Source organism: Armatimonadota bacterium (assembly GCA_013314775.1).
GTDB lineage: Bacteria > Armatimonadota > Zipacnadia > Zipacnadales > JABUFB01 > JABUFB01.
In genome coordinates this window covers 496,375-521,429 of sequence record JABUFB010000008.1, presented here as the reverse complement: position 1 = coordinate 521,429, position 25,055 = coordinate 496,375, and the positions used below count along the sequence as shown (strand labels likewise).

Sequence of the window (25,055 nt, the reverse complement as noted above, 5' to 3'; positions counted from 1 at the left end):
CTGCTCGACAGCGCCGGCAAGACAAGGGATGGACCGCGGCGGCGGGGAACTGAACCGCGATATGTGTGGACTGCGGCAGCCAAGGGAGCGCCAGACATGAACCTGAGAGCGATGCTGTTCGTGGTGTTCGCGGGCTTGACGCAGGCGATGCTTCCGGCAGACGATCTCGGCCCCGATCTCGTGACCAATGGGTCTTTCGAGCGGGGCGACGGGAAATTGGATGTCTGGCACTGGGGCTCCTCTGACGGCGAGAAGCAGACGCTCGCCATTGATGATGCGGTCGCCCATTCGGGTAGGCGCAGCGTGCGCCTACACAGCGAGCTTCCGCTGAAGCCCCACGTCTACGGAGGAATCTCGCAGGTCATCAGCGGCCTGGCGCCCGGGTCCCAGTACGTGCTCCGTCTTTGGGTGAAAGGCCGAGGCGTTGGGACCTGCTGGTTCGGCGGCGGCCCAGAATGGGCATCGCGCAGGACCCTCCCCTCGGGTGACTTCGACTGGACCCAGGTGGAACTGCGCTGGACGGCGCCCGAGACGGCGAGCCAGTACGAACTGCGGGTGAACGTTGACAGCGAAACCGAGGCGCTCTGGGTGGATGATGTGAGCTTCCAGGAGGTCGACCCTCTCGGGCTGAAGCCACGGGTTCGTCCTCTGACGCCGGGTGCGGCTGCGAGGGCCGGCTACTTGCTCTTGCCGCGCATGGAGCAGCCGCTGGAGATCGACGGTAACCTCGCAGACTGGCCTGCGGATGCACCAGAGACACGAATGCCCGCCGATGCCGGAGTGGTGATGATCAACCGCAGGGGCGACGACGACCTGAGTGCAAGCCTGCGGGCGGTCACAGACGCTAAGCATCTCTACCTGTCCGTTGCGGTGCGCGACGATCTCCACTGGGCGCCTCCGGAAGCGGTTGCTTGGACCAATGACGGGCTCCAGGTAGCCTTCGACCCGCGCCATGAGAAGACCCCCAGCGGTTACGGCCCACACGACAGCGAGTACAGTCTGGTGCTGGGCAACGACGGCGTGGCGCGCGTGCAGTGCTGGCAGGCGGCGCAGGGTCTCGGAGATCAGAGCAAGGCCATCAGACTCGCGGTGCGGCGCGAAGGCGCGGTCACGGTCTATGAAGTCGCGTTCCTCTGGAGAGCCATCGGGGTGACCGTGGGTGCCGGCGGCCCGGTGCTGGGTCTGAATGTGCTCGTGAACGATAACGACGGCAGCGGTCGCCGCGGGTACATTGAGCTCACCCAGGGCATCGGGAAGATCAAGGACCCGGCGTCCTACGTGACGGCCATGAGCAGCGGCGCGCGGAGTGTTGCGGTTCTGCCGGCCGGCACTGTGGCTTATGTAGATGAGCCCCTGGACCTAAAGGTCGTCGTGGTGCCGGGCGCTGCGTTTGAAAAGAACGCAACGGTGGAGATCGCGGCCGTCGACAAGCGGGGCAGGGAGACCACCCTGACCTCCGCCGAGCTTGCCGCGGAAACGTCGGGCATGGTGCAGTTGCACTCGCGTCTGCCAGCGGGAGCGCTGCCCGTATCCACAGTTATGTTGCGGGCGAGAGTCTCCGACGCAGCGGGTGTGATCGCCCAGGGTACTGCGCCCGTGACAGTGAGCGATCTGAAAGCCCGCCTCGTGAAGGACGCAGCGCGGCTGCGTGACCGAACAGCCCAGGTGGCGGAACTCGCTGCGCAGGCGGAGACAAAGGGCATTGCCACGGACTACGAGCGGGTGGCCATCGCCACCGCGCAGGACTTCGTGGACTACGCGCTGGATGACATCACACACGGTCGCCCGGCGCGGGCAGAGCATGTGCTGGCAGTGTTGGATCAGGCGCTGACAGAAGCGGAACGGGCATTGAAGGCGTACCTCAGCGGCACAGCGAGGCCCCTGCTGGTTCCGCGGTTCGTGACAAGTCCGGTGGAGGCGAAAGACGGCGCATTCTGGGCCGATACCGTGATACCGAGCACGGGGAAACGTGAGCGAAGGCCCGTGTTCTTCACGGGGTACGGACACTTTAGCTCAGCTGTCAGGGACCTGCCTAAGTTCACGCACCTGGGCGCAAACATCATCCAGATCGAGTGCGGACCAAACTCCACGCAGCCGGCGGAGAATGTGGTGACGGATGAACCGGTCCGCAACTTCATCGGCCGGGCCCTGAACACTGCTGCACAGAACAATGTGATGATCTGCTGGCTGGCCTCGCCACACTACTTCCCGGGTTGGGCACTGCAGAAATGGCCGGAGCTGCAGAAAGGTGACGGCGGGTTCTTTGGGCTGGCAGTGGATGCTCCGCAGGCACGGGAGATTTTCCGGACTCACCTGCACACTTCGCTCAACGCCATCAAGGACAGTCCGGCGCTGCACAGTGTCTGCCTGAGTAACGAACCCACCTTCACCAACTGGCAACAAGACCCCTTCCGTCGGTATGCGTTCACGGAGTATCTGCGCGTGAAGTTCGGGTCCATCGGCGCCCTGAACGAAGCGTGGGGAAGCCACTGCGAGAGCTTCGATGCAGTGCCAGTTCTCGAGACGGGGAGCCTGCCTCGCGAGGAAGAGATGACGCCTCTGCGTTACGAGATGGCACGCTTCAACATGCGCCAGTTCTCTGAATACCACCGGTTCATGGCCGACGTTGTCCACGCGACCCGCCCCGGAACCTGGGCACATGCCAAGGTCATGTGTGTGCCAGTGGACCGCCAGCATCTCACATGGGGGTGCGACCCCGAGCAGTTCGCCTGGATGGGCGACCTGAATGGGAACGACTGCTCCTGTATGTTCGCCGGTTTCGGCGACCAATACGCCGGCCACTGGCTCGGCCAGAACGTGTATTACGACTTACAGCGGTCGATGCGGCAGGTTCCGGTGATCAATACAGAGGACCACATCATCCTGGATCGCGAGCAGCGGCTCATCCCCCCTGTGCATACAGATTTCGCGCTCTGGCAGGGGGCGATCCACGGACGCGGCGCCAGCATGATCTGGGTCTGGGAGCGTACATACGACCGGACCAGCGACTTCGAGGGGAGCATCCTGCATCGCCCGGAGAACGTGATGGCGGTGGGCAAGGTGGGACTGGACCTGCAGCGGCTTGCGCCCGAAGTGGTCAGGCTGCAGCGGGCAAAGGCGCCCATCGCAATCCTGTACAGCATGACCTCCCTGCTGTGGTCTGATGAGTCCCACGGCGCAATGCTGCGGGCGTATGAGGCCCTCAACGCGTGCGGTGTTCCGGTGCGGTTCGTGTCCGAAGGACAAGCCGTTCAGGGAAGACTCAAGAGCTTCCGGGCGGTGATTGCGCCGTCCGTGAAATACGCGCCGGATTCCGTCGCGCAAGCCGTGGCGGATTATTGCGCTTCCGGCGGTAAGCTGTGGGTGATTGGCGATGCGCCCGTCTGTGGACGGGGAGAGTACGGCCGCCCGCGCTCGTTGAGCTTGCCCGAGAGCGCACTGCAGCGCTTCCCCGGTGAGGCAAGCGCGCGAGACCTTTGGGCGATGTTCCTGGCCGAGATGGAGTCCGAGTGCATCAGCCGTCCGGTCACAGTCACGGGCTGCGACGGCCAGGCGCCGTGGGCCGTGGAATACCGGTCGGCGCGGGACAACGAAGGGGTGTTGGTCTCGATTGTGAACCTGTGGGGCAAGCCCAAAGCGGTGCGGCTCTCGGTGGGCAGCCGGGCAGTGAAAGAGATTCATGATCTGCGGAACGATAGAGTGCTTGAGGGTGATACCCTGGTTCTCGAGCCGCTGGATGCCATGCTATTGCGGGTGAAATGAACTCAGTACCCACCAGAGGTGACCGATGGCAGACACGATGAGCAGCCGCGAGCGCTGGCTCGGCGCGTTGGACTTCCAGCCCCTGGACCGCCTGCCTTTCTGGGCGAAACTCGAGGCCTCCTACGCCCGGTCGCAGCGTGCGGAACACTCCGGCAAGTCCCTGGCTCAACTGCATTCACTCGCGGGAAGTGAACCTCACGGCGGCGTGGGCCCGTGTATTCGGCGGGTGCGCACGACGACCAGCCGCGAGGTGGACGAGCAACCCGGGGAGCGCACCACCCGGTTCGTCGGCCCATCGGGGACGCTGACCATGGTGGAGCGGTTCGACGACCTGAGCCAGTCCTGGCACCCGGTGGAGTTCCCACTGCACACGCGGCAGGACGTGGAGATGCTCACCGAGTGGCATCTTGATGAGCGCATCGAACTGGATGAAACGGCGCTGGAGCAGGCACGCCGGCAAGCGCGCAATGCAGACACAGCCGTGGCAACCAGCATAGGCACATCACCGGTGATGGATTTCCTGCAACACCTGGCGGGGATCGACCATGGGCACTACCTGTGGGCTGACTACCCGCGCGAGGTAGAAGCCTTATTCGACGCGATGCACCGAAACCTTCTGCGAGCGGCGGAGATTATCTGCGAGACGACCCCGGCGGATATCATCTACATGGTGGAGAACACGTCTACCACGCTACACTCGCCCGACCAGTTCCGCGCGGATGTCTTGCCCCGGCTGCGCGAGTATGCGACCTGTGCTGTCGCCAATGGCAAGCGCATGGTGCTGCACATGTGCGGGTATCTGAAGGCGCTGCTTCCGGACCTGGACACCCTGCCGGTGGCAGCCTTCGAGGCCTTCACATCCCCGCCGGTGGGCAATACCACACTCCTGGATGGTCGCTCCGCGTGCCCGAACAAGTGCCTCATCGGGGGCACAAACGCCGCCCTGTGGCTGCGCCCGGCCAGGGAAATCATCGCCACGCTGGAGCGCGACTTGGACGCCTTGCCGCACCATCGCGGCCTGGTGGTGAGTTCTTCCGGGGTCATGCCGCCTGCGACCAGTCCGGACACGATTCGCACTGTGGTGGACTGGCTGCGGACATATCCGGCCAGGTGGTAGGCGCAGGCTTCCTGCTAGATCACCGAGCGTCCAGCACTGATAGCGGGATCACCGCGAGTTCGGCGCTGTTATTGTTCCAGTTAGCGCGGTCCTTCCCGCCACGTCCGCCGCTGTTAGAGTATCCCACATAGAGCTTCCCTTCGTACTCGACCGCGTACGGATAAGCGAGACCTGCACCGGGATGAGATTCGCCAGGGCCACCGGGGTGTACTGCGTCCCGGATGGTGAAGACCCGCGCAAAGGGCTGCTCCCCGGGGCGGCTGACTGCGATGGTCAGGGGTGCGCGCCGGCTGCCTGTATCCGCAGCCATTGTGCAAATCAGGTAACGCTGGCCTGTGGTCAAGGTCCCAGAATAGGGCTTCGATGGGGTCATGGGCATGTTCCCGGGGCGCGACTGGGTCCAGCTGCGCCCGCAGTCTTCGCTCACGGCCACCAGGGGCACGGCCTGAGCGCCGTAACGGGCGATGTTGACCACGCGCTTACCCTCCAGGATGACTGACGACTCGCCCCACATGCTCCCGGTGCCCGGCGCCGCCTGGATGGCCACCAGGTCCCAGCGGGTGAAGTCGTGACCGTGGCTGATTGCTACTGCTGCGGGGTTTCTGCCGCCCACAGAGATGCCGGACATTATCCAGTTCCCGTCAGGCATCTTCTGCGGCTCCTGCATGGGCCAGAAGCCGCCCTCGACCACGGTTCCTCTCGGCTGCCAGGTCCCGGTGGGCTCGTCCAGTAGATAAGCGCGGGTATGCACGCGTTCCATGGTGTTGTAATACGCGCCGTGGAAGGCCCAGAGCTCGCCGCCTGTCGAGAGGAACACGCCATGACTCACCGCGAGGTCACCCTCCCCGGGGTCGATGGTGAAGACCTCGCCCCAGGTCTTCCCACTGTCGTCGCTGATTCGCCCCCGCGCCTCCTCGGTGGCGGTGTTCTCGCCGACCCGATTGTGCCCGAATGACGCGTAGAGACGCCCCTTGTGCCAGACAAGGGCAACTCCATGCAGAAAGCGGTATCCGTCGGTCTCGAATTCCCACGGCTTGATGACCGAGAACTCCACACCGTCCAGCGTCGGGATTTCAGCTTTCGGAGGGAACGGGCCGCCTGCCCAGAGCGGGTACGCCTCCTCGGCATGAACCGACATGCACAGAAGAATCAACAGGAGCGCGATCACTGATATCGCCATTGGAGAGCTTCTCCCGGCCAGCGAAGCCGGCATTCGAGTGGTGAAGAATAATGCACATTCACCGGTGCGACGGTAAGTTCCTTCAGTCTGGCGAACAGGGCCAGAAGACGCATTCGTTACGACCTTGAGATGGGCGCGCCGGCGCGTGAATACTGTGAAGCGCGAGCAGAATAGGAAACGGTAAATGCCGCGGGCCCATGTCGCATTCACCCGGGGTGATCACGATCATGGTGGCGGGATGACGCTGCCGAGGCTCTTCGCAGAACTGGGTACGGCAGAATGGGCGTGCAGGACACGCCAAAGATTGAAGGTCGAGGACGTGCGTACAGAGAATAGCCGTGGATAATGCGGACTTCTCTAGTGCCTTCCCTTTTCGCCGTGAGTGACCCGTCACGAACCTTCTTGTGGGAGATCGCCAATGCCCAGTCCACATGACCTGACCATCTTGCGCGACCTTGCATGCCGGACTGCCGAGATCGCTGCGCTTCCTGTGCAAGAGGAAAAACGCAAACTCTGGCGCGCTCTCAATGCCCTGCGGCCTCAGCGGCCCATGGTGATGATCGACCAAGTCTGTTGGAATGAAATGAACATCGACGACGAGCTCACCCTGCGGTGCGAGGACCCCGAGTGCCGCGGCTACGAAAACTTCCTGCGGCGCACGCTCTTCCAGTGGAAGTACTTTCCCGTGGACATGGTCGTGGAACCGTTCATCCGCGTGCCAAAGGCGGTGCACAACACGGGGTTCGGCGTGGGAGTCGAGGAAGAGCGGGCAATCACCGACCCCACGAACTCGGTGGTTGGACACCGGTTCGTGAACCAGTTCAAGACGGAAGAGGACCTTGAGCAGATCAAAACGCCCCGAGTGAGCCATGACGCCGCCGAGACCGAGCGGCGGATGAGCGTGGCCCACGAGATCTTTGACGGCATCATGGAATTGCGAGCCGAGGGCGTCGACCCGTACCTGTCGCTCTGGGACCCGATCAGTACCTGGATGAGCGTCGAAGGGGCGCTCTGGGCGCTGGTCGATCAGCCGGAACTCATGCACAAGCTTGCGGGACGGGTGACCGAAGGCTACCTGACCATGCTGGACCAGCTCGAGGAGCAGGGCCTCCTGTGCGGGCCGCAGAGCCTGATCCACTGCACGGGGGCGTGGGTGGATGAGTTGCCCGCCCCCGGCTACAACCCGGATAAGCCGCGCACCAAAGACCTGTGGATGTTCGGACTGGCCCAGATGTTCTCAACCGTCTCTCCCGCGATGTTCCGGGAGTTCGAGGTGGATTACACGAGCCGCATCTGCGAGCGGTTCGGACTGGTCTATTACGGTTGCTGCGACCCGCTGGACCGTAAGATGGCCGAAGTGCGCATGATCCCCCATGTTCGCAAAGTCTCCATGAGCGCCTGGGTGGATCAGGAACGCGGGGCCAGCGAGATTGCGGGCGAGTACGTCTATTCGCGCAAGCCGAGTCCCGCGCTGCTTGCTACGGATACCTTCGACGCCGAAGCCGTGCGGGAAGACCTAGTGGCAACGCGAGAGGTCTGCAAGCGTTACGGCTGCCCGCTGGAGATTATTCTGAAGGACATCAGCACCGTGCGTTACGACCCCATGCGCCTGAAGAAGTGGGGCGAAGTGGCGATGGAAGTCGCGGAGGGTTGACCGTACCTGAATAGTAGCAAGTGGGAACGCCGCGCAGTGCAATGATCGCGGCGTTCTCTGCTTTGCGGCGGGTCATTTGCCAAACACCAGGCACACCGGCGCGGGGATTCCGAGATGCTCCCCAACCGGCTCCAGCGCCGCGCCATCTTCGCTTACCCGGAAGACCACGATGTTGTCCGTATCCTGGTTAGCCGCGAGCAGCCACTTTCCGTCCGCGGTGATCGTGAAGTTCCTCGGATTTCGGCCCCCAGTACTCACATGCCCCGTGGCTTCGAGCAGCCCGGTTCGCGTGTCAATCGCGAACACCGCGAGGCTGTCGTGGCCGCGGTTGGTCCCGTAGAGGAACCGCCCGTTCGGATGAACGTGAATGTCTGCGCAGTAGCTGGTTTCCGTGAAGTCCGGGGGCAGTGTGGAGAGCGTCTGCAGAGCGCTCAGTTCCCCCGCCATCGCATCCCACGCGCAGGCGACCACAGTGTTGTCCAGTTCATTGATGATGTATGCGTATTCGCCCGTCGGGTGGAAGGCGAAGTGCCGGGGGCCCGCTCCCGGCTTCACACCCAGCCCGGCCGGGTGGTGCGGCACGAGCTTGCCGAGCTCACGATCCAGGAGGTAGACAAGCATCCGGTCTATTCCGAGGTCGGCGGCGATGATGAACGTGCCGGACGGGTCGAAGGTGACGGAGTGTGCATGGGGCCCCTCCTGCCTGCCCGGGTTCGGACCCGAACCGGTGTGCTGCGCAACATCGGCGGCGGGAGCGAGTGTCCCGTCGGCCTGGATCGCATGCAGACACACGCTGCCGCTGACGTAGTTCGCACTGGCCACCCAATGTCCGGTGGGGTCCACCGCCACGTGGCAGGGGCCGACGCCGCGGGTGCTCTCGTGGTTGAGCAAAGTGCCTGGGCCCGGCTCCACGGGCAGCGCAATCGCAGCCACTGCGCCCTGCCCCTCGGCCTCGCTTACCGCATAGAGCCAGGGCTCCCGCGGGTGAAGGGCGAGAAAGGATGGGTTGCGTAAGTCCGCGATGTGCCTCTGGTTCGAGAGGGCCCCCGTCTCCGCGTCGAAATCCAGAGCATAGATGCCCTTGCTTCCCCGCACCGAATAGGTTCCCACGGTGAGCATTGTCACGCCTCCGTTACTCCGCGTTCAGATCTCGGGGAGGGTTTTCCGGACCCGGCCCGAATGCACCTTCCTGATGCACCCACGGAGATGGGTACCGTCCTAACCGTCCGCAAGGCAGCGATGGAGGACAACGATGGCTTCAAAACCGCCGCAACTTGTCGGATTCACCGGAGGAACCTCAGCCCGACTGCGAGTCGCGAATAGAGAGCAAGATGCCAGTGTGGGCGAGTGCGTCTCGGGCTGGGTATTGCGCGCGCTGTGGCAGTGCGGGGACACCGGCATGGCAGCCCTGGAAACCCCGGATGCCATCTGCATCGTGAGAGAGCATGGCATCGCGCCGGAAGCCCTGATCAGCCGGCCATTCGCCGACGCCGAGGGAGCGGCGATCTCGCACTTTGAGCCGGAATACTATCAGCGTCTCCTGGACAGTAAAGCAGACGAGCTTGCCCTGCAGGTCCAGGCCCAGGGGGAGGTGAGCTTTGCGGCGGTTGCGGACCTGCTTCCGCCGGTTCTGGATGACACGTTCCTCGGTGACGACCGAGCCTTCGAGAGACCCATCGTTCGCCCGGACGGGGCCATCGAGGGCCACTTTGAAGCGGCGTTTCCATTCGATCCCGCCAATCCGTCTTTCCACTACAGGCACGGGCTCCTCGGCGGGAGTATGAATGCAGTGTGCTACGCCTTTGCCGACGATCAGACCGGCCGGCGCGTGGAGATGATCGCCTTTGGGCTTGCCGATGATGCGTCGGGGAAGCTCGCGGTCTACCGCCGGGTGATTGAGAGCCTCGATGTTGGCGAGTGTCAGGTCTGTCACCGATCGTGCGACGGGTGCCAGGAGATCGGGGCGGACTTCTACGCTGCTCTCCTGACAGCGTGGCGGCGACACCAGGATTACCTCTGCCGTGGGGCGCAGTTCCGCGTTCCGGAAGCCGCGGTGGAGGAAGGTGTGCATGCGTCCCTTCGTCTGGCCGACCTGACTTTCCGGGGCATCCTGCCGCGTTACGGAGTGGGGCAGTACGACCAGCCGATGCACGACAGCTTCCCGCCTGCAACTATCTTTCTGGCCTGGGTGAACCTGGAGTGGGGCCGGCTCGAGCGTGCCCGCGACGTGCTCGCGCACTACCTGAGCCGCCGGGTGAATGATGATGGCAGCTTCGACTACTACGGACCGGCCGTGGCGGAGTACGGTCAGGTTCTCGCGCTGGCTGCCAGATACGCTCGACTGTCGCATGACCGCGTATGGTTTGAGGCCCATCTGCCCATTCTCCGGCGGATCATCAGCCGGCTTCGTGGCCTGCGTGAGGAATCCATGCGCCGCAACGCAAACGACCCCTTGCGCTGCGGGATGATCCCCGGCCTGCCCGAGGCGGACTACCACAACGTGGAGGGTGAGTGGAGCAAGGTCTACTACGCGGGGGATGTCTGGGTCTGCCGGGGCATCCGCGAGATGGGGTGCGCGATGGGCGACCTCGAGCCCAGCGGAAATCCCGAGGCGGATGCGCTGCTCGCGGAGGCCACCTGCTACGAGAGGGACATCCGTCGGGCCGTCGCAGCCGCCATGAAGCAGACGCCGGGCTTTGTCCCGCCGGGCGCCGACGTGGTGCGGGCCTTCGATCGCCTCACCGAGAGCAACCACGCATCCTACTGCAACTACCGCTATCTGCTGGAGATGGTCTCGGGAGGCATTCTGGAGAAAAGGGCCGTCCGCACTGTGGTGGAGTACCGTCGCAGCCATGGTGGCGAACTCCTGGGGACCACGCGGTTCGGGGAGAGCCTCGACGATTGGCCCGCCTGGCATTACTGTCGAGGCCTGCTGGACCTGGACGACGTCGATGGCTACCTGATGTCCTTCTATGGGCACTTGGCGCACCACCATTCTCGGGGCAACTGGGCCTCGTACGAGGGTATCCAGATCGACCCGAACCGCACGGTGCCTGCGGGCGCGGAACCTGGCGGCCGGGTGCACCGCGCTCATGCCCGGGGCCAGGAGCAGGTCGTCCCATGCCAGGCGATGGCGCCACTCATGCTAAAGTGCATGCTGGTGGACGAGGAATGGGATCGCGATGTACTGCACATTCTGCGTGCGTGCCCGGAGGCATGGCTGGCTGACAGGGAGGGTGTCGTGGCGCGCAATGTGCCCACGCGCTGGTGCCCGGTGAGCCTCAAGGCTCGGACGGACGCGAGCGGGTCGTTCACCGTCAGCATCAGCCTTGGGAGGACGGGCCGAGTGCCGGGACAGATGCGCGTGCGCCTGCCGCGTTCCCTGGGCAAAGGCCCGCAGATCACGGTGAACCATGACTGTTGGAAGCTCGAGGCCTCCGGCGTGATCGTGCTCCGGCATCCAGGGACGGAAAAGCACGTGATCGTGGCACGGTGACGTGGGTCAGGCAACTACAGGCCCGAGCTTGCCTCCCGTACCAGAGCGACGGACCGGTCGCTCAGTTCCGCTGGCCGGATGGCGCGCGGATCTCCGGCGGCGCGCGCGAAACATTGCAGGAGGTATCGAGCCTCGGGCCACTGAGGCTGGAGGTCGAAGGCAGAGATGATCAATCGGCCAGAACCGACCGACCGTTCCACGAGATAGCCCAGCGGGTGCAGCACCGGGTAACGGTGGATCACCCGGACGATCGGATCTTCGTCGTTCAGCCCGAAGGGTTCCAGCGCCAGCGGCGGAGCTCCATCGATCATGCGGAAGAAGGGCAGGTCGGCGAACCCCTCGTGGGGGAAATCGCCCAGCAATGGGTGATCGCGAATCACCGTGCCATTCTGCCCGTCCTCATAGGGACCGTAGTTGGCCGGCGGAGTCAGGAAATAGCGCACGTAGCCGAAGTTGGGCTGGTGAGGGCGCACGAGACCCTCGGCCGCAGCGAGCAGCACCGTTCCGCCTGACCGCGCGTAGTTGACGATAGCATCATCGAGCACTTCCGTAAGCACAAGGCCACCCGCCGGAAGGCCCTCCGCGCCGGTCACAGGCAAGTCTTCCCACGCTGCGACCCACGTGTTCCTGGGCTCTCCATAGCGCACCGTGGCCGTCAGTCGCACCGGTTCCGGGAAGACCCACAGGTCCCACGCGTTCGTCACGATACGCGGGCCGTCTGACAGTTCCGTGTGCAACCGGATGCGAAGGGGACGATCCACAAATGGCAGCGCGCAGCCGATCTCACCCGCCGGGCAGGTGGCGAAAGGCATGTGTTTCCACTTGAGGCGACCAGAAGCACCCTCGCCTCCGGTTTCGGCAAGGGACCACGTGAGGAGCGGATCGACAAATGGCGGGTGCGAGTAGTCCGACACGGCCAGCGAGCAGTGGAACTCCGCGCCACTGACAAGCACGCGATCATCCAGGCCGAGGTCGCTCAGGATCACCGTGTCCCCGTTGGTCTGCAGCCAGGTCTCCGCGTCGACCAGCTTGCGCTCATAGAACTCGTCGATGATCCCCTGGGGTGAGGGATTTGTGTCCATGGCGTTGAAGTGCGAGATTCCCGCGAGGAAAGCCCGGTCGCGCCGGCACTGCTCCATTCGGGCCTTCGCCTCGATGAACTGCAGGCGCTGGCTGTTGTGGGCGTAGGTCTCCAGCAGGTGCTGCTGGCCACGGTTTCGGGCGGCCTCGCCAGCGATGTCTCCGGCATAGTGGCGCACCGCGCCGGAGTACTTGCGGCTCACGCGCGGATCGGGGAAGGAACTCCACCACCGGAATTCGTGCTCGATGATCGGCTTGTCTGGCGGTTCCTGACTGTCCGGCCAGTTGGTGTTGATGAAGTCACCAGGCAGGTCGGGGTTGTACCCCCCGTCGGTCCAGATCACCATGGCGTGGGGTTTGATGGCCTTCGTTTCGTTGTAACAGCGCCAGGCAATGCGCGGATAGAGTGTGCTCGCGCCAAGCTCGTTGCTCATGCAGTAGGTCGCGGCGGAGGGGTGGTTCGCATCGCGACGGACCACCAGGTTCCACTGGCGTCTGAGTATCGGGCAGTGGTCCGGATGCGGCGCGGGCCACGCGTACAGGTGCCACTGGTTGTGCCCTCCCCAACCGCCCAGCGCGCCCATCTCGCTCTGGATCAGCAGTCCCACTTCATCCGCCGCGTCGAAGTACTCCGGCGCGTACACGTACGACTGGCAGCGCACCTGGTTGTAGCCATAGTCGCGCAATGTCTGGAGCTTCCGGCGCCAGCGATCCCGATCTGTATCAGGGCACCCGGTCTCAGGGCAACTGATGAAATCCCCGGTGCCACGGATGAAGTACGGCTCATCATTGATCAGAAACCGCCTGCCCTCGGTGGAAAGCTTCACGAAACCGGTACGCTCCGAGCGCGCGTCGAGGGTGGCCTCCCCGTCCACCAGTTCCATGTCCACACGGTACAATGACGGGTCATCCGGGCTCCACAACACCGGCCCGGGTACGCGCAGCTCACCCTGAATGTGCCCGCCCTGGACGGGCAACTCCGCACTGTGCGCCTGCCCGGAACCGTCGGCGCGATGGGCAGCGATGCGCAGAACGGAACCATCGGGGACACCGGGAGCCCAGGCGCGGACGCGGATCCTTTCGGCGTCTGCGTTGGGCAGCAGATGGACTTCCTGCAAATGCGCTCTCCCGGTCGCGGTGAGTTCCACATCGCGGTAAAGGCCCGACCAGTTGCCCTGCCAGTTGTAGGCCAGTCCGTAGATGCGGTTGTGCTCGTGGATGCGAACAACGAGGTCATTGTCCCTGTCCGCGCGCAGCAGTCCTGTCACCTCGAAAGCGAATGGTACGAAGGGCATGTCATTCCCGCCGACCTTCTCCCCGTTCAGCCACACGTCCGCGCTGGGATGAGCGCCGCCGAAATTCAGCCAGACCCGGACGCCCTGCCAGTCAGCAGGCATCCGGAACTGTCGGGCATACCAGCCGGTTCCCTGGTAGGTTGCCCGGAATACACGAGCGCGCAGGCGGAAATCCCACAGCTCATCATCTCCGTCATGCCCGAACCCCTGGCCCTGCCAGGAGCCGGGAACGTTGATCGGCTCTCCGATGCAGTGCGGGTTCAAGTACCACTCCCGCGCCAGGCCAACGTTCTCCGGGTCCAGACGGAACCTCCACTGCCCGCTGAGACTCACGCGCCGTTCCCGCGGATGCAGCAGCACCGGGTTTACGCGGGCGGGGAAGCGGCAAGTCTGGTCATCCATGTCGGTGTCAGCTCCGATCTGCAGTGTCAGCAGCCCAGGATCCTGCGCTTGGCTTCCAGGTAGTACAAGAAGTCCGCGTACGAGACATCCGGGTGAACGGCGTGGTCGATGGTGGGCACAAAGCCGCCGCTCTCGATTACCGGGACCAGTCGCGCCAGTTCGGCGTCGATCGCCGCCGGACCCTTGGCGATCTCGCGCTTGTCCACCCCGCCGATCATGCAGACGGACTTTCCGAATTCGCGGCGCATCTGCACAGGGTCCATGCCCGCTGCGCGCTCCATGGGGTTGAATCCGTCCACGCCGGCTTCCAGGAACACGGGCGTCAGCACATTGTGGTCGCCATCAGTATCCACGAGCACCAGGCGAATCCCGTTCGACTTGAGGAACTCGATGTACCGCTTGTAGTGAGGTAGCAGGAACTGCGCGAAGTGGTTCGGGCCTATGAGAGGGCCGCCCTTGCCCGCCATGTCTTCGTGGATGATGACGAAGTCGAAGGACAGCTCCCGCACCGCGGGTTCCAGGATGCGCAGGATGAAGTCCGTCAGGAACTCCAGGCACTCGTGGATCAGCGCGGGGTCGTCGTACCACAGAAATGACAGTTTCTCGGTGCCGATCCAGTTGCGCAGCATGGAGTAGTAGCCGAAAGTCCCCCCGAGCGGGTTCATCAGCGTCAGCGGCAGGTCGGTGCTCCTCAGCGGGCTGTCGGGCGCGTCCCAGCCTTCCGGGTAGCGCTCCTCAGCGGGGCCCTCGTACCTTTGGCGATACTCGCGGAAGGACTTCGCGTCTTTCACCGGAAAGTCCATGTAGGTGTCCATGCTCATGCGGGTGCCGCCCACGGTGCCGCTCTTGCGCGCGCGGCGCTTGCGACCGAAGCCGTCCACGAACACGACATGCTCTTGCGTGTTCTCCAGCACTACCTGCTCCACCGGCGGCACTGGTCCGGTGGCGTCGATGGCCAGCGTTTCATATCCTTCCAGGCCCAGCGCAGGCTCGCCGCGATGCATGAAAGAAGTGTTGTACTCTTCGGGCATGCCCTCGTTGATCCACCGTTCCCGGGTCTGCGCCCAGACCGCGATCTCCATGTTCGGAGCATGGTCCACCGGCTCGAATGTCATACAACCCATGAAACGCTCTCGAGCGGTCATGCCTGTACCTCCCGGACGATGATCAGCGTGATGGAGAAAGGCTCCATGCCGAGGTTCACGTTCCGCGGCAAGGAGACCCCATCGAGCCAATGTTCCGATTGGCTGTTGGTGATGCGCTCGATGCTCACGCTTCCAGGCAGGCCGTAATCCGGCAGTTGGCATGAGAACTCTACCGGCTGGTCGGTGACATTCACAAACAGCAGGCAGACGCTGCCATCCCGGCCCCGGAAAGCCGCGTTCTGAATTGCGCGGTCGGTCACCTCGTGCCGATCATTGGGGTCCATCTGATGGACCATTCTGTGACCGTCATACATGAACTTCAGGTACTGCGCGGTGAAGGACGGCACATCGATGTCAGGCGGCCGGAGCATCTCGCCAAACATGAGATAGGGGTACAGTTCGCGGCCGGTGGCGCGGACGACTCGCTCGTAGAAAGCGAGAGTGACCGGGTTGTGGTCAGGCGGGTCAGGAAAGTAGCGTCCCGCTGAAGGCAACACGCCCTGGCATATGGCTTTGCCGATGCCCCGCGTCCAGTACAGGACCTCGGGGCGGTTGCATTCGGGCATGGCGGCGTAGTATGAGCCGATGTACTCATTGTAGACGTAATTGAACAGGGGAACCGTCTCGCCGCCCATGGGCATGCCGCGCGAGTAGTGGCCGAAGTACTCCATGTTCCCGGCCCGTTGGTCATACAGGTCCAGCCAGGGGATGAAATTCTCGCTGACACCTTCAGTGGAGAATGCGCAGTCCGGGTACGCTGCCTTGGCGCGACGCCGGGTCTCGTCCAGTATCCGCGCGCAGGCCAGTGACCACCACGGGCCGTGCCCCATGGGATGCCCGTGCTCCGGCTCATAGCACGCCTCACTGCCGCCACAGGGGAAGTTGTCGATCTGCACCACCGTGCAGCCCAATTCCAGGCATTTGAGCGCCACATCCACGTGCAGCGGCAAGGCGTCGTCAGGCACAGGGCACAGGCGCACCACTTCCCAGTTGTCGAACCAGCTCATCACCGTGTACTCGCCATCTGGCCTGCGAAGGGCGATGTGTTCGCCCTCTGCCCGGAAGCGCGGCCAACTGTCCCAGGGCGGGTCGTACCCGTTCTTCACGTACCAGTTGTTCCCGGTGATGTAGACGAACCCGTAGTTGCCGGCCTCTCGCAGCTTCGCCATCGCTGCCCGGAACTGCTCCTCACCCTCGCGCGGAGGGAAAAACCCTGCGGGGCCGGTCCATGCACCGCCGCCTTCCCAGTTGAAGGTCAAGCTGAGCAGTGGCACTCCGGCACGGCGCGAAATCTCATTCACCGTGTCGGCGATCTGTCTCATCGAGTGGTTCATGACCAGACGGGGCATGTGGTAGTTGGACATCTGGAAGACCCCGCCCACCCCCTCGCGCAACCATCCCGCAATGTCCCGGTCCCACAGTTTCTTCTTGCACCACCACTGGCTCGTCGCCCACTGCTTGTAGATGTCGGCGGCAGCATACCAGTCGCCATGGAACACACCGACGATGGTATCGTAGTCAGTACCCGCCTCCTGGCCCGGGAACTCGCTGAGGTAGTGGGTGACCTGGAGCACCGGGGTTTGCCCCAGGTCGGGAAACGGTCCCATCCTCAGGTCCTTCGGGTGCTGGCCCGCGTCATGGGTCGCGAAGTACAAGCCCGCCGCGTCGTTGTACAGGGCGGCCATCTGCAGGCCGATGGCCCCCGGATACCGTCCGCCGACAGTCCCCACACCCACATCCGCCGTCTCCGGTCCCGCTCCGGCTTTCAGCGGCAGGCTGTCGCGTACCGGGAAGGGATTCCGATACAGGTAAGCTTCGCTCTGCACCGGGAAGAGAAGAGCCTCACCCGGCGCCGGGTCGCCGAGTTTCACCAGCCCGCAAAGGACCGGGCAGGTCAGCTCGCAGACCGCCAGATCATCCCCCGGGCCATCTACCTCGATGCGCCAAGCGCTGAGCGCGGACTCGTGCGGCAGCGTCACCCGCACGCGCACGGTCATGCCGGGCTCTGGGAGCCCGGACGAAATCAGTTCGAGGGTCTCCCCTTCACTCGTCTCGACGCTCTCCCATGCCACCGACGCCGCCTGGTCACTGTTGAGCCACTCCAAGTTCGGTGCGGCGCTGCGCCGCAGGCCAATACGCCACAGCAGTCGAGGCGCGTTCTGGTCGCGCACAAGCTCGGTGCCGGTGGCGAGGTCCACGATTGAGACCAGTGCACCACCATGTCCGAGACTGAACACAAAGCGGACAAGGTCGTTGGCGAGGTTGATCTGTCCGTCTGCCGAGGCCAGCGTCGTGGGCATTACTTTTCTCCCGAGTGTGGGTATAGCCGGCGGCACGCGGTACTGTGCGCCGCGACGTCGGACAGTTCGCGCGGGTACTCCCCTTTCCCTCCGCGCGGTCATTGCAGGAATCAGGGGCCTTCGGAGGAAGGTGTCAACGTTTCAGGTGATCACGCCTGACTCTAGTAGTTTCTGGAGGCTTTCGGTATGCGAGCTGTCATCGTGCTGACGATCTTCGCAGGCCTGTCCTTGTCCGCGGTGGATTGCGCGGAAATCCAGTCGATCATGAAGCGGACGGGACCGGCTTTCGAAGCGGGAATGACCCCTGCGACGCTGAAATGGGGTGCGGACAACGTTGCCTATCCCGACCGGTTTGTTGTCAATCCCAAGGACGGTGCTGAGATGGTGTGGGTGCCGGCGGGGGACTTCGAGATGGGCAGCAGCGCCGAGGAGATCGAGTGGGCATTCGGGCAGGCTCAGGAGGCTCTCGGGAGTCGTGCGCTGCGTGAATGGTTCGATGACGAGGGGCCCCGGCACGGCGTACGGCTAACCAAAGGGTTCTGGATGTACCGTTACGAAGTGACCAACAACCAGTTCCGCAAGTTCAAACGCAGCCACAGAAGCGGCGTGCGCGAGGGACATTCGCTGGAGGGACCCATGCAACCCGCAGTCCGCATGCAGTGGCGGGACGCTGCTGCCTACTGCGACTGGGCCGGGGTCTGTCTCCCGAGCGAGGCCCAGTGGGAGTACGCCTGTCGCGCAGGCACGAAAACGCGTTATTTCTGGGGAGAAGACGCTTCTGCGGCGGCAGAGTTTGCGAACGTGCCCGACATCACCGGCAAGAAGACTTGGCGTGACTGGAAGGTCCTCGATGTGAATGATGGGTATGCCGTGACCGCGCCAGTAGGCTCCTTCAAACCCAATGCCTTCGGCCTGTACGATATAATCGGGAATGCCAACGAGTGGTGCCAGGACCGGTACGCGGCGGACTATTATCTCAGCTCGCCCGAAGAGGACCCGACTGGTGCGCTCACCGGCGATTCCCGGGTGATGCGCGGCGGCTCGTGGTCTGTGCAGTGGTACGATTGTCGCTGCGGGAACCGCAACTACCGCATGTTCGACGGCGAGTATGAATACCTTGGTTTCCGTGCAATCGTCCAGCCGTGATCGCCGCTCACGTGTCGCCGGCCCAGATGGCCTTGATCGTCTCCTCCTGGCCAAACCCGTTGGGAGTGGCAGGGCTCGGGGTGTTGGCCAGATACCAGCTGATCTCGCCCACCGGGCTGGCCAGGCAGCGGCTTGCCGGCATCTGGAGAAAGCCGTTAGGGTCAGTGGCGCAAATCCAGTCTTGCGCGTACCGCAGCCACGAGTTGCGGTACTCCGCCGGCTGGTGGGCGAACCAGCAGATCTCGTCCCAGCCCCACGTCCACCAGTCGCCCACATGGGTGCCCGGCTTGTCACTGACGCCCCAGTTGTCGAACTCCACGATGTACGGCAGGCTTTCGCAGCGCCAGCCGCTTGGTGTCATGCCGCCCAGGCTCTTGCCAAAGATGCTGTCGATATAGCCGACCTCCAGCTTGCCTTCCTGCGGCCTGTCGGGGATGTCCTTGATGCGCAGCGGGAAGGCATGCAGGTCAAAGAGCAGGTTGTCGCCTTCGGCATGCAGACCGTGGGTGTGGGCGTCGCACAGGACGAAATGCCGGCGTGCGTGGGTTTTCGCGTAGCGACGCACCCGGCTGAGCATGTCCCACCAGTTGCGCATGCCCTCGTCCGTCGCGCCGATGAGATGGACCTGGCCGAAGTGGATCGCCTCGCACCCGATGTCGATGTACCGCGCGGCTGCGTAGAAGAACCAAAGCCGGGTTTCAAGCCGGCACATGTCCGGAACTGAGGCGCCCTTCGCCCAGTGATCGCGGAACCGGCCATCGGGGAAGAGCATGGCGTCATAACTGAAGTTACGCTGCTCTATCGGCAGGCCGAATTCGGCGAGGACCCAGTCCGGAACCGGCAGGCTCTCAACCCCGCGGGTCACGATCTCGAACACCCCGGCCTGCAGAATCATCTCCGGATCGTCGGCGTGAACGCGTTTTGCGATCTCCTCGGCGCGGGACAGGAGGCCGGGCAGGTGGTCTTCCGAGCCCCACCGGTACACCGTGCGACCTGCGAACTTCGCGCCAATGTTCTGCAGCATGCGCAGGTTGTCATCCACGTTCCCCACTCCACTGAGCAGGTCCATGAAGGTGACCGCGCGGGACAGGTAGTTTTCCAGCACCGGCCGGGAGATGGAGCCGTCGAACCGGTAGTCACGCGGTTCTCCGGCGCAGTTACAGCAGGTCAGCAGCGCTCCCGCCGCGAGACACACCGGGGTCAGGGCGGACAGCAACGCGTCACTGACAGACGGGTTCATTCTCGATCCACCCACTCTGATGTCCGGAGATCGCTCTCAGTGCTCGGCCAGGCCGGCACGGCAGTCGAAATGCACTTCGTCGCCGACTCCATACTCGTAAATGATCCAGCGCCCGTTCTCTCCGATGCTCTCGTGTAACTGTGCAGCGGGCACCTGCTCTCGAAGATAGACGTGGTTGGTCCCGGCGATATGCAGATTTCCCCAGGCCTGGTACGGGAAGCCCATGACGCCCTGGACCTTGTAGGCCACGCCCGGTTTGCCCGTCTCAAGGTGCCCACCATTGTAGAAGCAGTCACTATAGTCGAACCGATCGCCTATCTTCACCAGGCCGGCGAAGGGCATGTTGACCTCGGGTCCGTTCTGGATGAACCCGTCCGCGAAATCGACGGCGATCCCCTCGCCGATGTTGCCGGATGAGTCCAGGGTGATGAGCAGGCGGTCTTCGCCCGCCGGTTCCGCACGGGTCACCGTGTAACTGGATATCCGTTCGCCGTGGTTGTCGATGGCGATGCGCTTGCCGATAAGCGTCTCCGGGGCCGGAAGCCTGCCCTGGACTGTGATGGCTTTGCCGGCCCGGTCAACGGCCACGATCCGGCCGCTTCCGGGCAGTTCCTGGGTCACGCGCAGATCACCCGCCGAGAGACTCGTCCCCGCGATAAGCTGCAGATCGGTGATCTTCCCGCCACGCTCTCGGATGAGTCCGAATCTGCCGGTGAGGGCGAACTCCCCGCAGACCAGGGATCCGTCTTGCGAGCCGTTAGCCAGGATGATATCTCGGCCACCGGGTACGGCGACTTCCACCGCTATGGGGGCATATTCGCTCGCTGAGACTGCTTCAGCGGGGAGCCGCCGGATCGGGCCGAGAAACCGTTCACTCGTATACGCTTCGAGCACGGTGACGAACTGGGACTTGAGCGTGTTGTCGTCCGAGTCCGCGGCAACCGTGCGATGCGGGATAGCCCACTGCAGGACTTGCTTGTCCGGGGCGATGGGCGCGCCTCCGCGTGCGGTGATGAGCTCGGTCTCATCCATCGGCACGAAGTTCAGACGCACGTGGAGGTCATCCACGGTGTCATAGGCGAAGTCCACGCTGGTCTCGGGGGCCATCGGTCCTCGAGCGACGTCGTGCAGGTAACAGTAAGGGTCCCAGCGGTCGGCGCCGTCAGGACCCTTGTAGTGCGCCCCATACTCCACGTCTTCGCCGGCAAGGGTTCCCTTTTCCTGGCGCGTGAGCTCCACCCCCGCGACCAAGATCGGGTTGGGCGTGTATCCGCCATGCCAGCTCTGCATGTGATCGCGGCCGCCGGTGACGCGGAAGATGTCCACGGCGTACCACCGCTCTGCGTCGATATCCACCAGGGCGACCATGCGCCTGTAATCGGTAACATCCGGCCCCTTTTCGCCGCGGGGCTCATGGATGCGGTACGGGCGCTTGGCGGCTTCCATCACTTGCACTCCCGGAGTGTTTGAATCGCTGTCGCCGGGGGCCCAGACCGTAATCGACCCGATCACCGTGGAGCAGGGGTGCTCATTGCGGTCGACTGCCACCGTGTTGTGGGTGAACAGGCTCCATTCCCAGGCGCGAGCGAAATTCCACGACTGCGGGTAGCCTACATTGGGCAGGAGATCGCGACCGAACCCATACAGGTTCAGCATCAGCGGGTCGTAGTGAGCATGTCCGCGCACCCCGCCATAGAAAAGCATGGCGTCGCGCTGGTGCTCGCCCTTGCCTGCGCGCAGGAGCGCGAGGCCATAGCCGTCCAGGAACTCGGACAGACGCTCCCTGTGGCCAACCCGCGGCTCTCGGCTCACCGTGGGGCTGCCGATGTCGCCAACGCAGAGGGTGTACTGGCCTCCCAGCGCATAGATCGCCTGCTTGTAGACGTTAGTGTACGCCAGCAGCTTCTCGTTCTGGCTGATGTCCGGGTACCTGCTCCAGTCGAGGGCGTGGGGTGAGAGTTCGCGCAGGCGCTTGAGCGTTTCGGCGCAACGCACGAACCCCGCGCGGGCATCGTTGTAGCCGGTGGACTCGTAGCTCGATCCGTCCTTGTAGAACTGGTTACCCACCGTGATGAGCCGGCCGCCGCCATAGTAGAGCCACTCCAGGCAATCGATGGTGTTCGGACGTTTGTCGCCGAAATCATTCAGCATAAGCGCAAGCGTGGCCATGGCTTCCTCGGCCCAGCCGGTGTTGGGCAGGATGCGGCCGTCGAGAAGCGCCTGCAACCCAGCGCGGAACAGCCGGTCCTCGATGTACACCTTCACATCGTCAACGGTCTCGATCTCGGGGATGTACTTCCGGGCGAAAGCAACCAGTTCGGTGTCGCCGTCCAGGGCCTCGCAGATCTCGTCATAACACGTCGCGCTGGCGATGAGCGCGCCGCCAGACCAGACCACATCCGTGATCATCCCCGAACCGTGACCGTATCCCGGGATATAGGTGCGGTCGGCGCGGTCGGTGGAGTTGGGGTACTCGAAGGCCTCCTTGAGCAGGCAGACAGCGGCCTTGTGGGCATAGCGCCTGTCCCCGGTGGCCAGGTACGCATGCCCGAAGGATTTGATGGCCGGCTGGAGCATGGTGTTGTAGGCGTAATGAGCATACAGGCCGATGAAATGGTAGAGGCAGCCGTGGTCGTTGTAGCCGCTGCCATCGTCGGGGTATTGACCGCTGGTCATGTCGCCCGCGGCGAAGTCGTTGCTGGGGTAGGTCTCGCCGCCGATGGGGCACTTGAGCTTGTACGGCATGGTCTCCACATCCACGATCCACGGGTAGTACGCATCAATCTCGTAGATCTTCGGGCCATGCACCGGGCAGCCGGCCTTGGGTGTGCGGAAGTTGTCATTGCCCACGGTGGTGCAGCGCATGATCTTCGTGGAGGGCATGGTCTGCCAGAACCAGTCATCCGGCTTGTCCACCCAGGTCTCCGCGGGTGCGTTCCCCACCGCCGCGCAGAAGGGCATCTTGTCGCCCTTCAGGGCAAGATTCTTGAACCACGCCGACCCCTGAAGCTCGGCGGCTTTATCCGGCGTGATGAGGGTGCGCCGGGTCTTCACAGGGGAATCGGCTGAGACGGACGTTGCCAGGCACAATGAGAGCGCGACGATGATCGTGGTGGCGATGCAGGACACGTTGGCCTCCGTATCTGAGTGTCGGCGGGCGCTGGACTGGTAATCATTCCTCACGGCGGCACGGTTTCCCTTGGGCAGGCAGGGAGACCCGGCGAGATGGTCGAATAGGGGACAGGCCGGCGGGGCCATGCTCGCCCCGTTCTCGTTCGCACCGAAATGCTGGAGGCACCACAATGATGACCCTGAGCGTCCTGTGCGCCAGTCTGGCCAATCCCCCCGCGGAGTATGCGCCGATCCCCTTCTGGTTCCTGAACGGAGACATGAACCGCACCGAACTCGAGCGTCAGTTGCGGCTCATGCATTCCGTTGGTATCGGCACAGTTGTCCTGCATGCGCGGCAGGGGCATACGGTGAAGTATCTCTCCGACGAGTGGTTCGAGGGCATCCGGTTCTGTGTGGAAACCTGCGCGGAACTGGGCATGACCGCCTGGCTGTATGACGAGGATAACTGGCCGTCGGGCTATGCAGGCGGAGCCACCCTCGCGGCTTATCCGGATGGGCAGGCGAAGCACCTGGCGATGGTTCAACAGGCGGAAGAGGGGGACGAGGTTGTCGTCAAAGTGGGAGACCGCGCGTTCGTCATGCGTCCGACGCCCTGGCACCCCGCTTACAATCCCGGCTGGTACACGGACCTGCTGGACCTCAAAGCGACCGAGGCTTTCATCCGAAGTACCCACGAACGGTATGCACAGACGCTGGGCGAGCACATGGGCACGACTGTCACCGCCGTCTTCACCGACGAGCCCGGCTTCTACAACCATTTCCACGACTGCGCACCGGGGACCGTCATCTGGACCCGCGACATCCCCGAGCAGTTTGAGCAGCGCTGCGGCTACAGCCTGCTGCCCCACCTGCGCGTGCTGTTCGAAGACGGCCCGGATGCGGCCAAGGTGAGGCAGGACTTCTACCGTGTGGTATCCGAGCTGATCGTGGAACGGTTCTACCTGCCGCTCAAGCACTGGTGCAACGCGCATGGCACGAAGCTCGTGGGACACGTGAATAACGAGGAGTACCTGGTGGACCACGTGAGGTACAACGCCGACTTCTTCAGCGCCATGGACGGGCTGGATATGCCGGGGATGGACGTCATCGGACCCGCGGGAGACTGGCACCGACAGCCCGACAGCTTCGTTGCGAAGCTCACCAGTTCAGCCGCCCACACCCGGGGGAATGTTCGGTCCATGAGCGAGACATACGGAGCAGCCGGCTGGGGCCTCACGCCCGAGGAGATTCGGCGCATTGCCGACTGGCTGAGTGTCCGCGGGGTCACGCGCATCGTACCCCATGCGTTTTATTACTCCATCGCCGGCGACCGCTACCACGAATGTCCCCCCTCCCTGTTCTTTCAGAGCCCCCACTGGCCGGCCATCACCGGGCTCCTGCGCTATATGAACCGCTGGAGTTGGCTGCTTGAGAATACCCAGCCGGCTGCTCAAGTGGCGGTGTACTACCCAATTGACGCGGTGCGCGCGGTAACCAGCCCACAGGTTCCGCGTTCCCTGGGTGGGGGCCTTGATGAACGCAACGCAGGGGAAGCGGGACGCCTTGGGCTGGCTTTCCGCCGTCTGACGGACGGACTGTTCCGGGCCCAGATCGACTACGATATCCTGGACGATGTCGCGCTCAATGCAGCCGAATTGAGGCACGGTGCGCTCTGCCTGTATGGGCGGGAATATCGCGCGCTTTTGGTTCCGGAAGGCGGGGTCTCAGAATCGGCGCGGGCGACGGTTGAGGAAGCCCGGAATGCCGGGGTTGCGGTAATCAGCGCCGACGATGGGAATGCTGTGGTTCTCGCCCGGCAGTGGCGAACCGTCACGCTCGATCCCCCCAGCGACCAGATCACCGTGACCCGCCGGTCCGCCGTGGATGGCGACCTGCTGTTTGTGGTGAACGAGGGCAGTGCGCCCTACGCGGGCGTAGTCTCTATCCCCGGCAAATACGCCGTGACCGCCTGGGATCTTGGCTGCGGGCAGGTGGATGGAGTTGCGTGTGAGGTGGAGAATGGGCAGACGCGGATCGCAGTGCATTTGCTCGAAGGAAGCGCACAGTGCTTCGGACTTGCTCCGCGGAGCCGGTAACGACAAAACGGGGACTGGCGAGAGTTCCAGA

The 25,055-nt window shown here is 63.8% G+C and carries 13 protein-coding genes; 6 read left to right on the top strand and 7 right to left on the bottom strand.

The genetic code is table 11. The features are described from left to right. Positions 1-96 precede the first annotated feature (96 nt). Positions 97-3,762: a beta-galactosidase gene (locus HPY44_09375; protein ID NSW56214.1), complete on the top strand. Its 3,666-nt coding sequence runs from the start codon at positions 97-99 to the stop codon at positions 3,760-3,762. A 25-nt stretch (positions 3,763-3,787) separates the two neighbouring features. Continuing rightward, positions 3,788-4,879: a hypothetical protein gene (locus HPY44_09370; GenBank protein ID NSW56213.1), complete on the top strand. Its 1,092-nt coding sequence runs from the start codon at positions 3,788-3,790 to the stop codon at positions 4,877-4,879. A 19-nt stretch (positions 4,880-4,898) separates the two neighbouring features. Here HPY44_09370 and HPY44_09365 read toward each other — a convergent pair whose 3' ends face one another. Then, the gene (locus HPY44_09365) at positions 4,899-6,092 is read right to left on the bottom strand and encodes an exo-alpha-sialidase (GenBank protein ID NSW56212.1); all 1,194 of its coding nucleotides are present in this window, start codon (positions 6,090-6,092) and stop codon (positions 4,899-4,901) included. Between the two features lie 385 nt (positions 6,093-6,477). Between HPY44_09365 and HPY44_09360 the strand changes: the two genes are divergently transcribed. After that, entirely contained in the window at positions 6,478-7,713 is a 1,236-nt protein-coding gene (locus HPY44_09360; protein NSW56211.1) for a hypothetical protein, read from the top strand. A gap of 72 nt (positions 7,714-7,785) precedes the next feature. Here the strand turns inward: HPY44_09360 and HPY44_09355 are convergent, their stop codons facing one another. Further along, entirely contained in the window at positions 7,786-8,832 is a 1,047-nt protein-coding gene (locus HPY44_09355) for a lactonase family protein (GenBank protein NSW56210.1), read from the bottom strand. A 133-nt stretch (positions 8,833-8,965) separates the two neighbouring features. Here HPY44_09355 and HPY44_09350 point away from each other — a divergent pair, with 133 nt between their 5' ends. Beyond that, on the top strand, positions 8,966-11,209 hold the full coding sequence (locus HPY44_09350; GenBank protein NSW56209.1) for a hypothetical protein: 2,244 nt from the start codon (positions 8,966-8,968) through the stop codon (positions 11,207-11,209). A 14-nt stretch (positions 11,210-11,223) separates the two neighbouring features. Here HPY44_09350 and HPY44_09345 read toward each other — a convergent pair whose 3' ends face one another. The 3 genes from HPY44_09345 to HPY44_09335 are packed head-to-tail and all read right to left on the bottom strand — an operon-like array spanning position 11,224 to position 17,431. Next, complete coding sequence (locus tag HPY44_09345; GenBank protein NSW56208.1) at positions 11,224-13,986, bottom strand: hypothetical protein; 2,763 nt, start codon at positions 13,984-13,986, stop codon at positions 11,224-11,226. A 26-nt stretch (positions 13,987-14,012) separates the two neighbouring features. Continuing rightward, positions 14,013-15,131 carry a hypothetical protein gene (locus HPY44_09340; protein ID NSW56207.1) on the bottom strand — a complete coding sequence of 373 codons (1,119 nt, stop codon included), beginning with the start codon at positions 15,129-15,131 and terminating at the stop codon, positions 14,013-14,015. Then, on the bottom strand, positions 15,128-17,431 hold the full coding sequence (locus HPY44_09335; GenBank protein NSW56206.1) for a hypothetical protein: 2,304 nt from the start codon (positions 17,429-17,431) through the stop codon (positions 15,128-15,130). The genes HPY44_09340 and HPY44_09335 overlap by 4 nt, the downstream gene beginning before the upstream one ends. 186 nt (positions 17,432-17,617) lie before the next feature. Between HPY44_09335 and HPY44_09330 the strand changes: the two genes are divergently transcribed. After that, complete coding sequence (locus HPY44_09330) at positions 17,618-18,577, top strand: SUMF1/EgtB/PvdO family nonheme iron enzyme (GenBank protein NSW56205.1); 960 nt, start codon at positions 17,618-17,620, stop codon at positions 18,575-18,577. 7 nt (positions 18,578-18,584) lie between these two features. Here HPY44_09330 and HPY44_09325 read toward each other — a convergent pair whose 3' ends face one another. Next, complete coding sequence (locus tag HPY44_09325; protein NSW56204.1) at positions 18,585-19,748, bottom strand: hypothetical protein; 1,164 nt, start codon at positions 19,746-19,748, stop codon at positions 18,585-18,587. A gap of 105 nt (positions 19,749-19,853) precedes the next feature. After that, on the bottom strand, positions 19,854-22,946 hold the full coding sequence (locus HPY44_09320) for a heparinase II/III family protein (GenBank protein ID NSW56203.1): 3,093 nt from the start codon (positions 22,944-22,946) through the stop codon (positions 19,854-19,856). A 173-nt stretch (positions 22,947-23,119) separates the two neighbouring features. Here HPY44_09320 and HPY44_09315 point away from each other — a divergent pair, with 173 nt between their 5' ends. Next, positions 23,120-25,024, top strand: a complete 1,905-nt coding sequence (locus tag HPY44_09315; protein ID NSW56202.1) for a hypothetical protein — start codon at positions 23,120-23,122, stop codon at positions 25,022-25,024. The last annotated feature ends 31 nt before the right edge of the window (positions 25,025-25,055 follow it).

Excerpts from the sequence above, each read along its gene's own strand:
- HPY44_09375 (NSW56214.1), top strand. The coding sequence starts at position 97 with ATGAACCTGAGAGCGATGCTGTTCGTGGTGTTCGCGGGCTTGACGCAG.
- HPY44_09370 (NSW56213.1), top strand. The coding sequence starts at position 3,788 with ATGGCAGACACGATGAGCAGCCGCGAGCGCTGGCTCGGCGCGTTGGAC.
- HPY44_09365 (NSW56212.1), bottom strand. The coding sequence starts at position 6,092 with ATGCCGGCTTCGCTGGCCGGGAGAAGCTCTCCAATGGCGATATCAGTG.
- HPY44_09360 (NSW56211.1), top strand. The coding sequence starts at position 6,478 with ATGCCCAGTCCACATGACCTGACCATCTTGCGCGACCTTGCATGCCGG.
- HPY44_09355 (NSW56210.1), bottom strand. The coding sequence starts at position 8,832 with ATGCTCACCGTGGGAACCTATTCGGTGCGGGGAAGCAAGGGCATCTAT.
- HPY44_09350 (NSW56209.1), top strand. The coding sequence starts at position 8,966 with ATGGCTTCAAAACCGCCGCAACTTGTCGGATTCACCGGAGGAACCTCA.
- HPY44_09345 (NSW56208.1), bottom strand. The coding sequence starts at position 13,986 with ATGGATGACCAGACTTGCCGCTTCCCCGCCCGCGTAAACCCGGTGCTG.
- HPY44_09340 (NSW56207.1), bottom strand. The coding sequence starts at position 15,131 with ATGACCGCTCGAGAGCGTTTCATGGGTTGTATGACATTCGAGCCGGTG.
- HPY44_09335 (NSW56206.1), bottom strand. The coding sequence starts at position 17,431 with ATGCCCACGACGCTGGCCTCGGCAGACGGACAGATCAACCTCGCCAAC.
- HPY44_09330 (NSW56205.1), top strand. The coding sequence starts at position 17,618 with ATGCGAGCTGTCATCGTGCTGACGATCTTCGCAGGCCTGTCCTTGTCC.
- HPY44_09315 (NSW56202.1), top strand. The coding sequence starts at position 23,120 with ATGATGACCCTGAGCGTCCTGTGCGCCAGTCTGGCCAATCCCCCCGCG.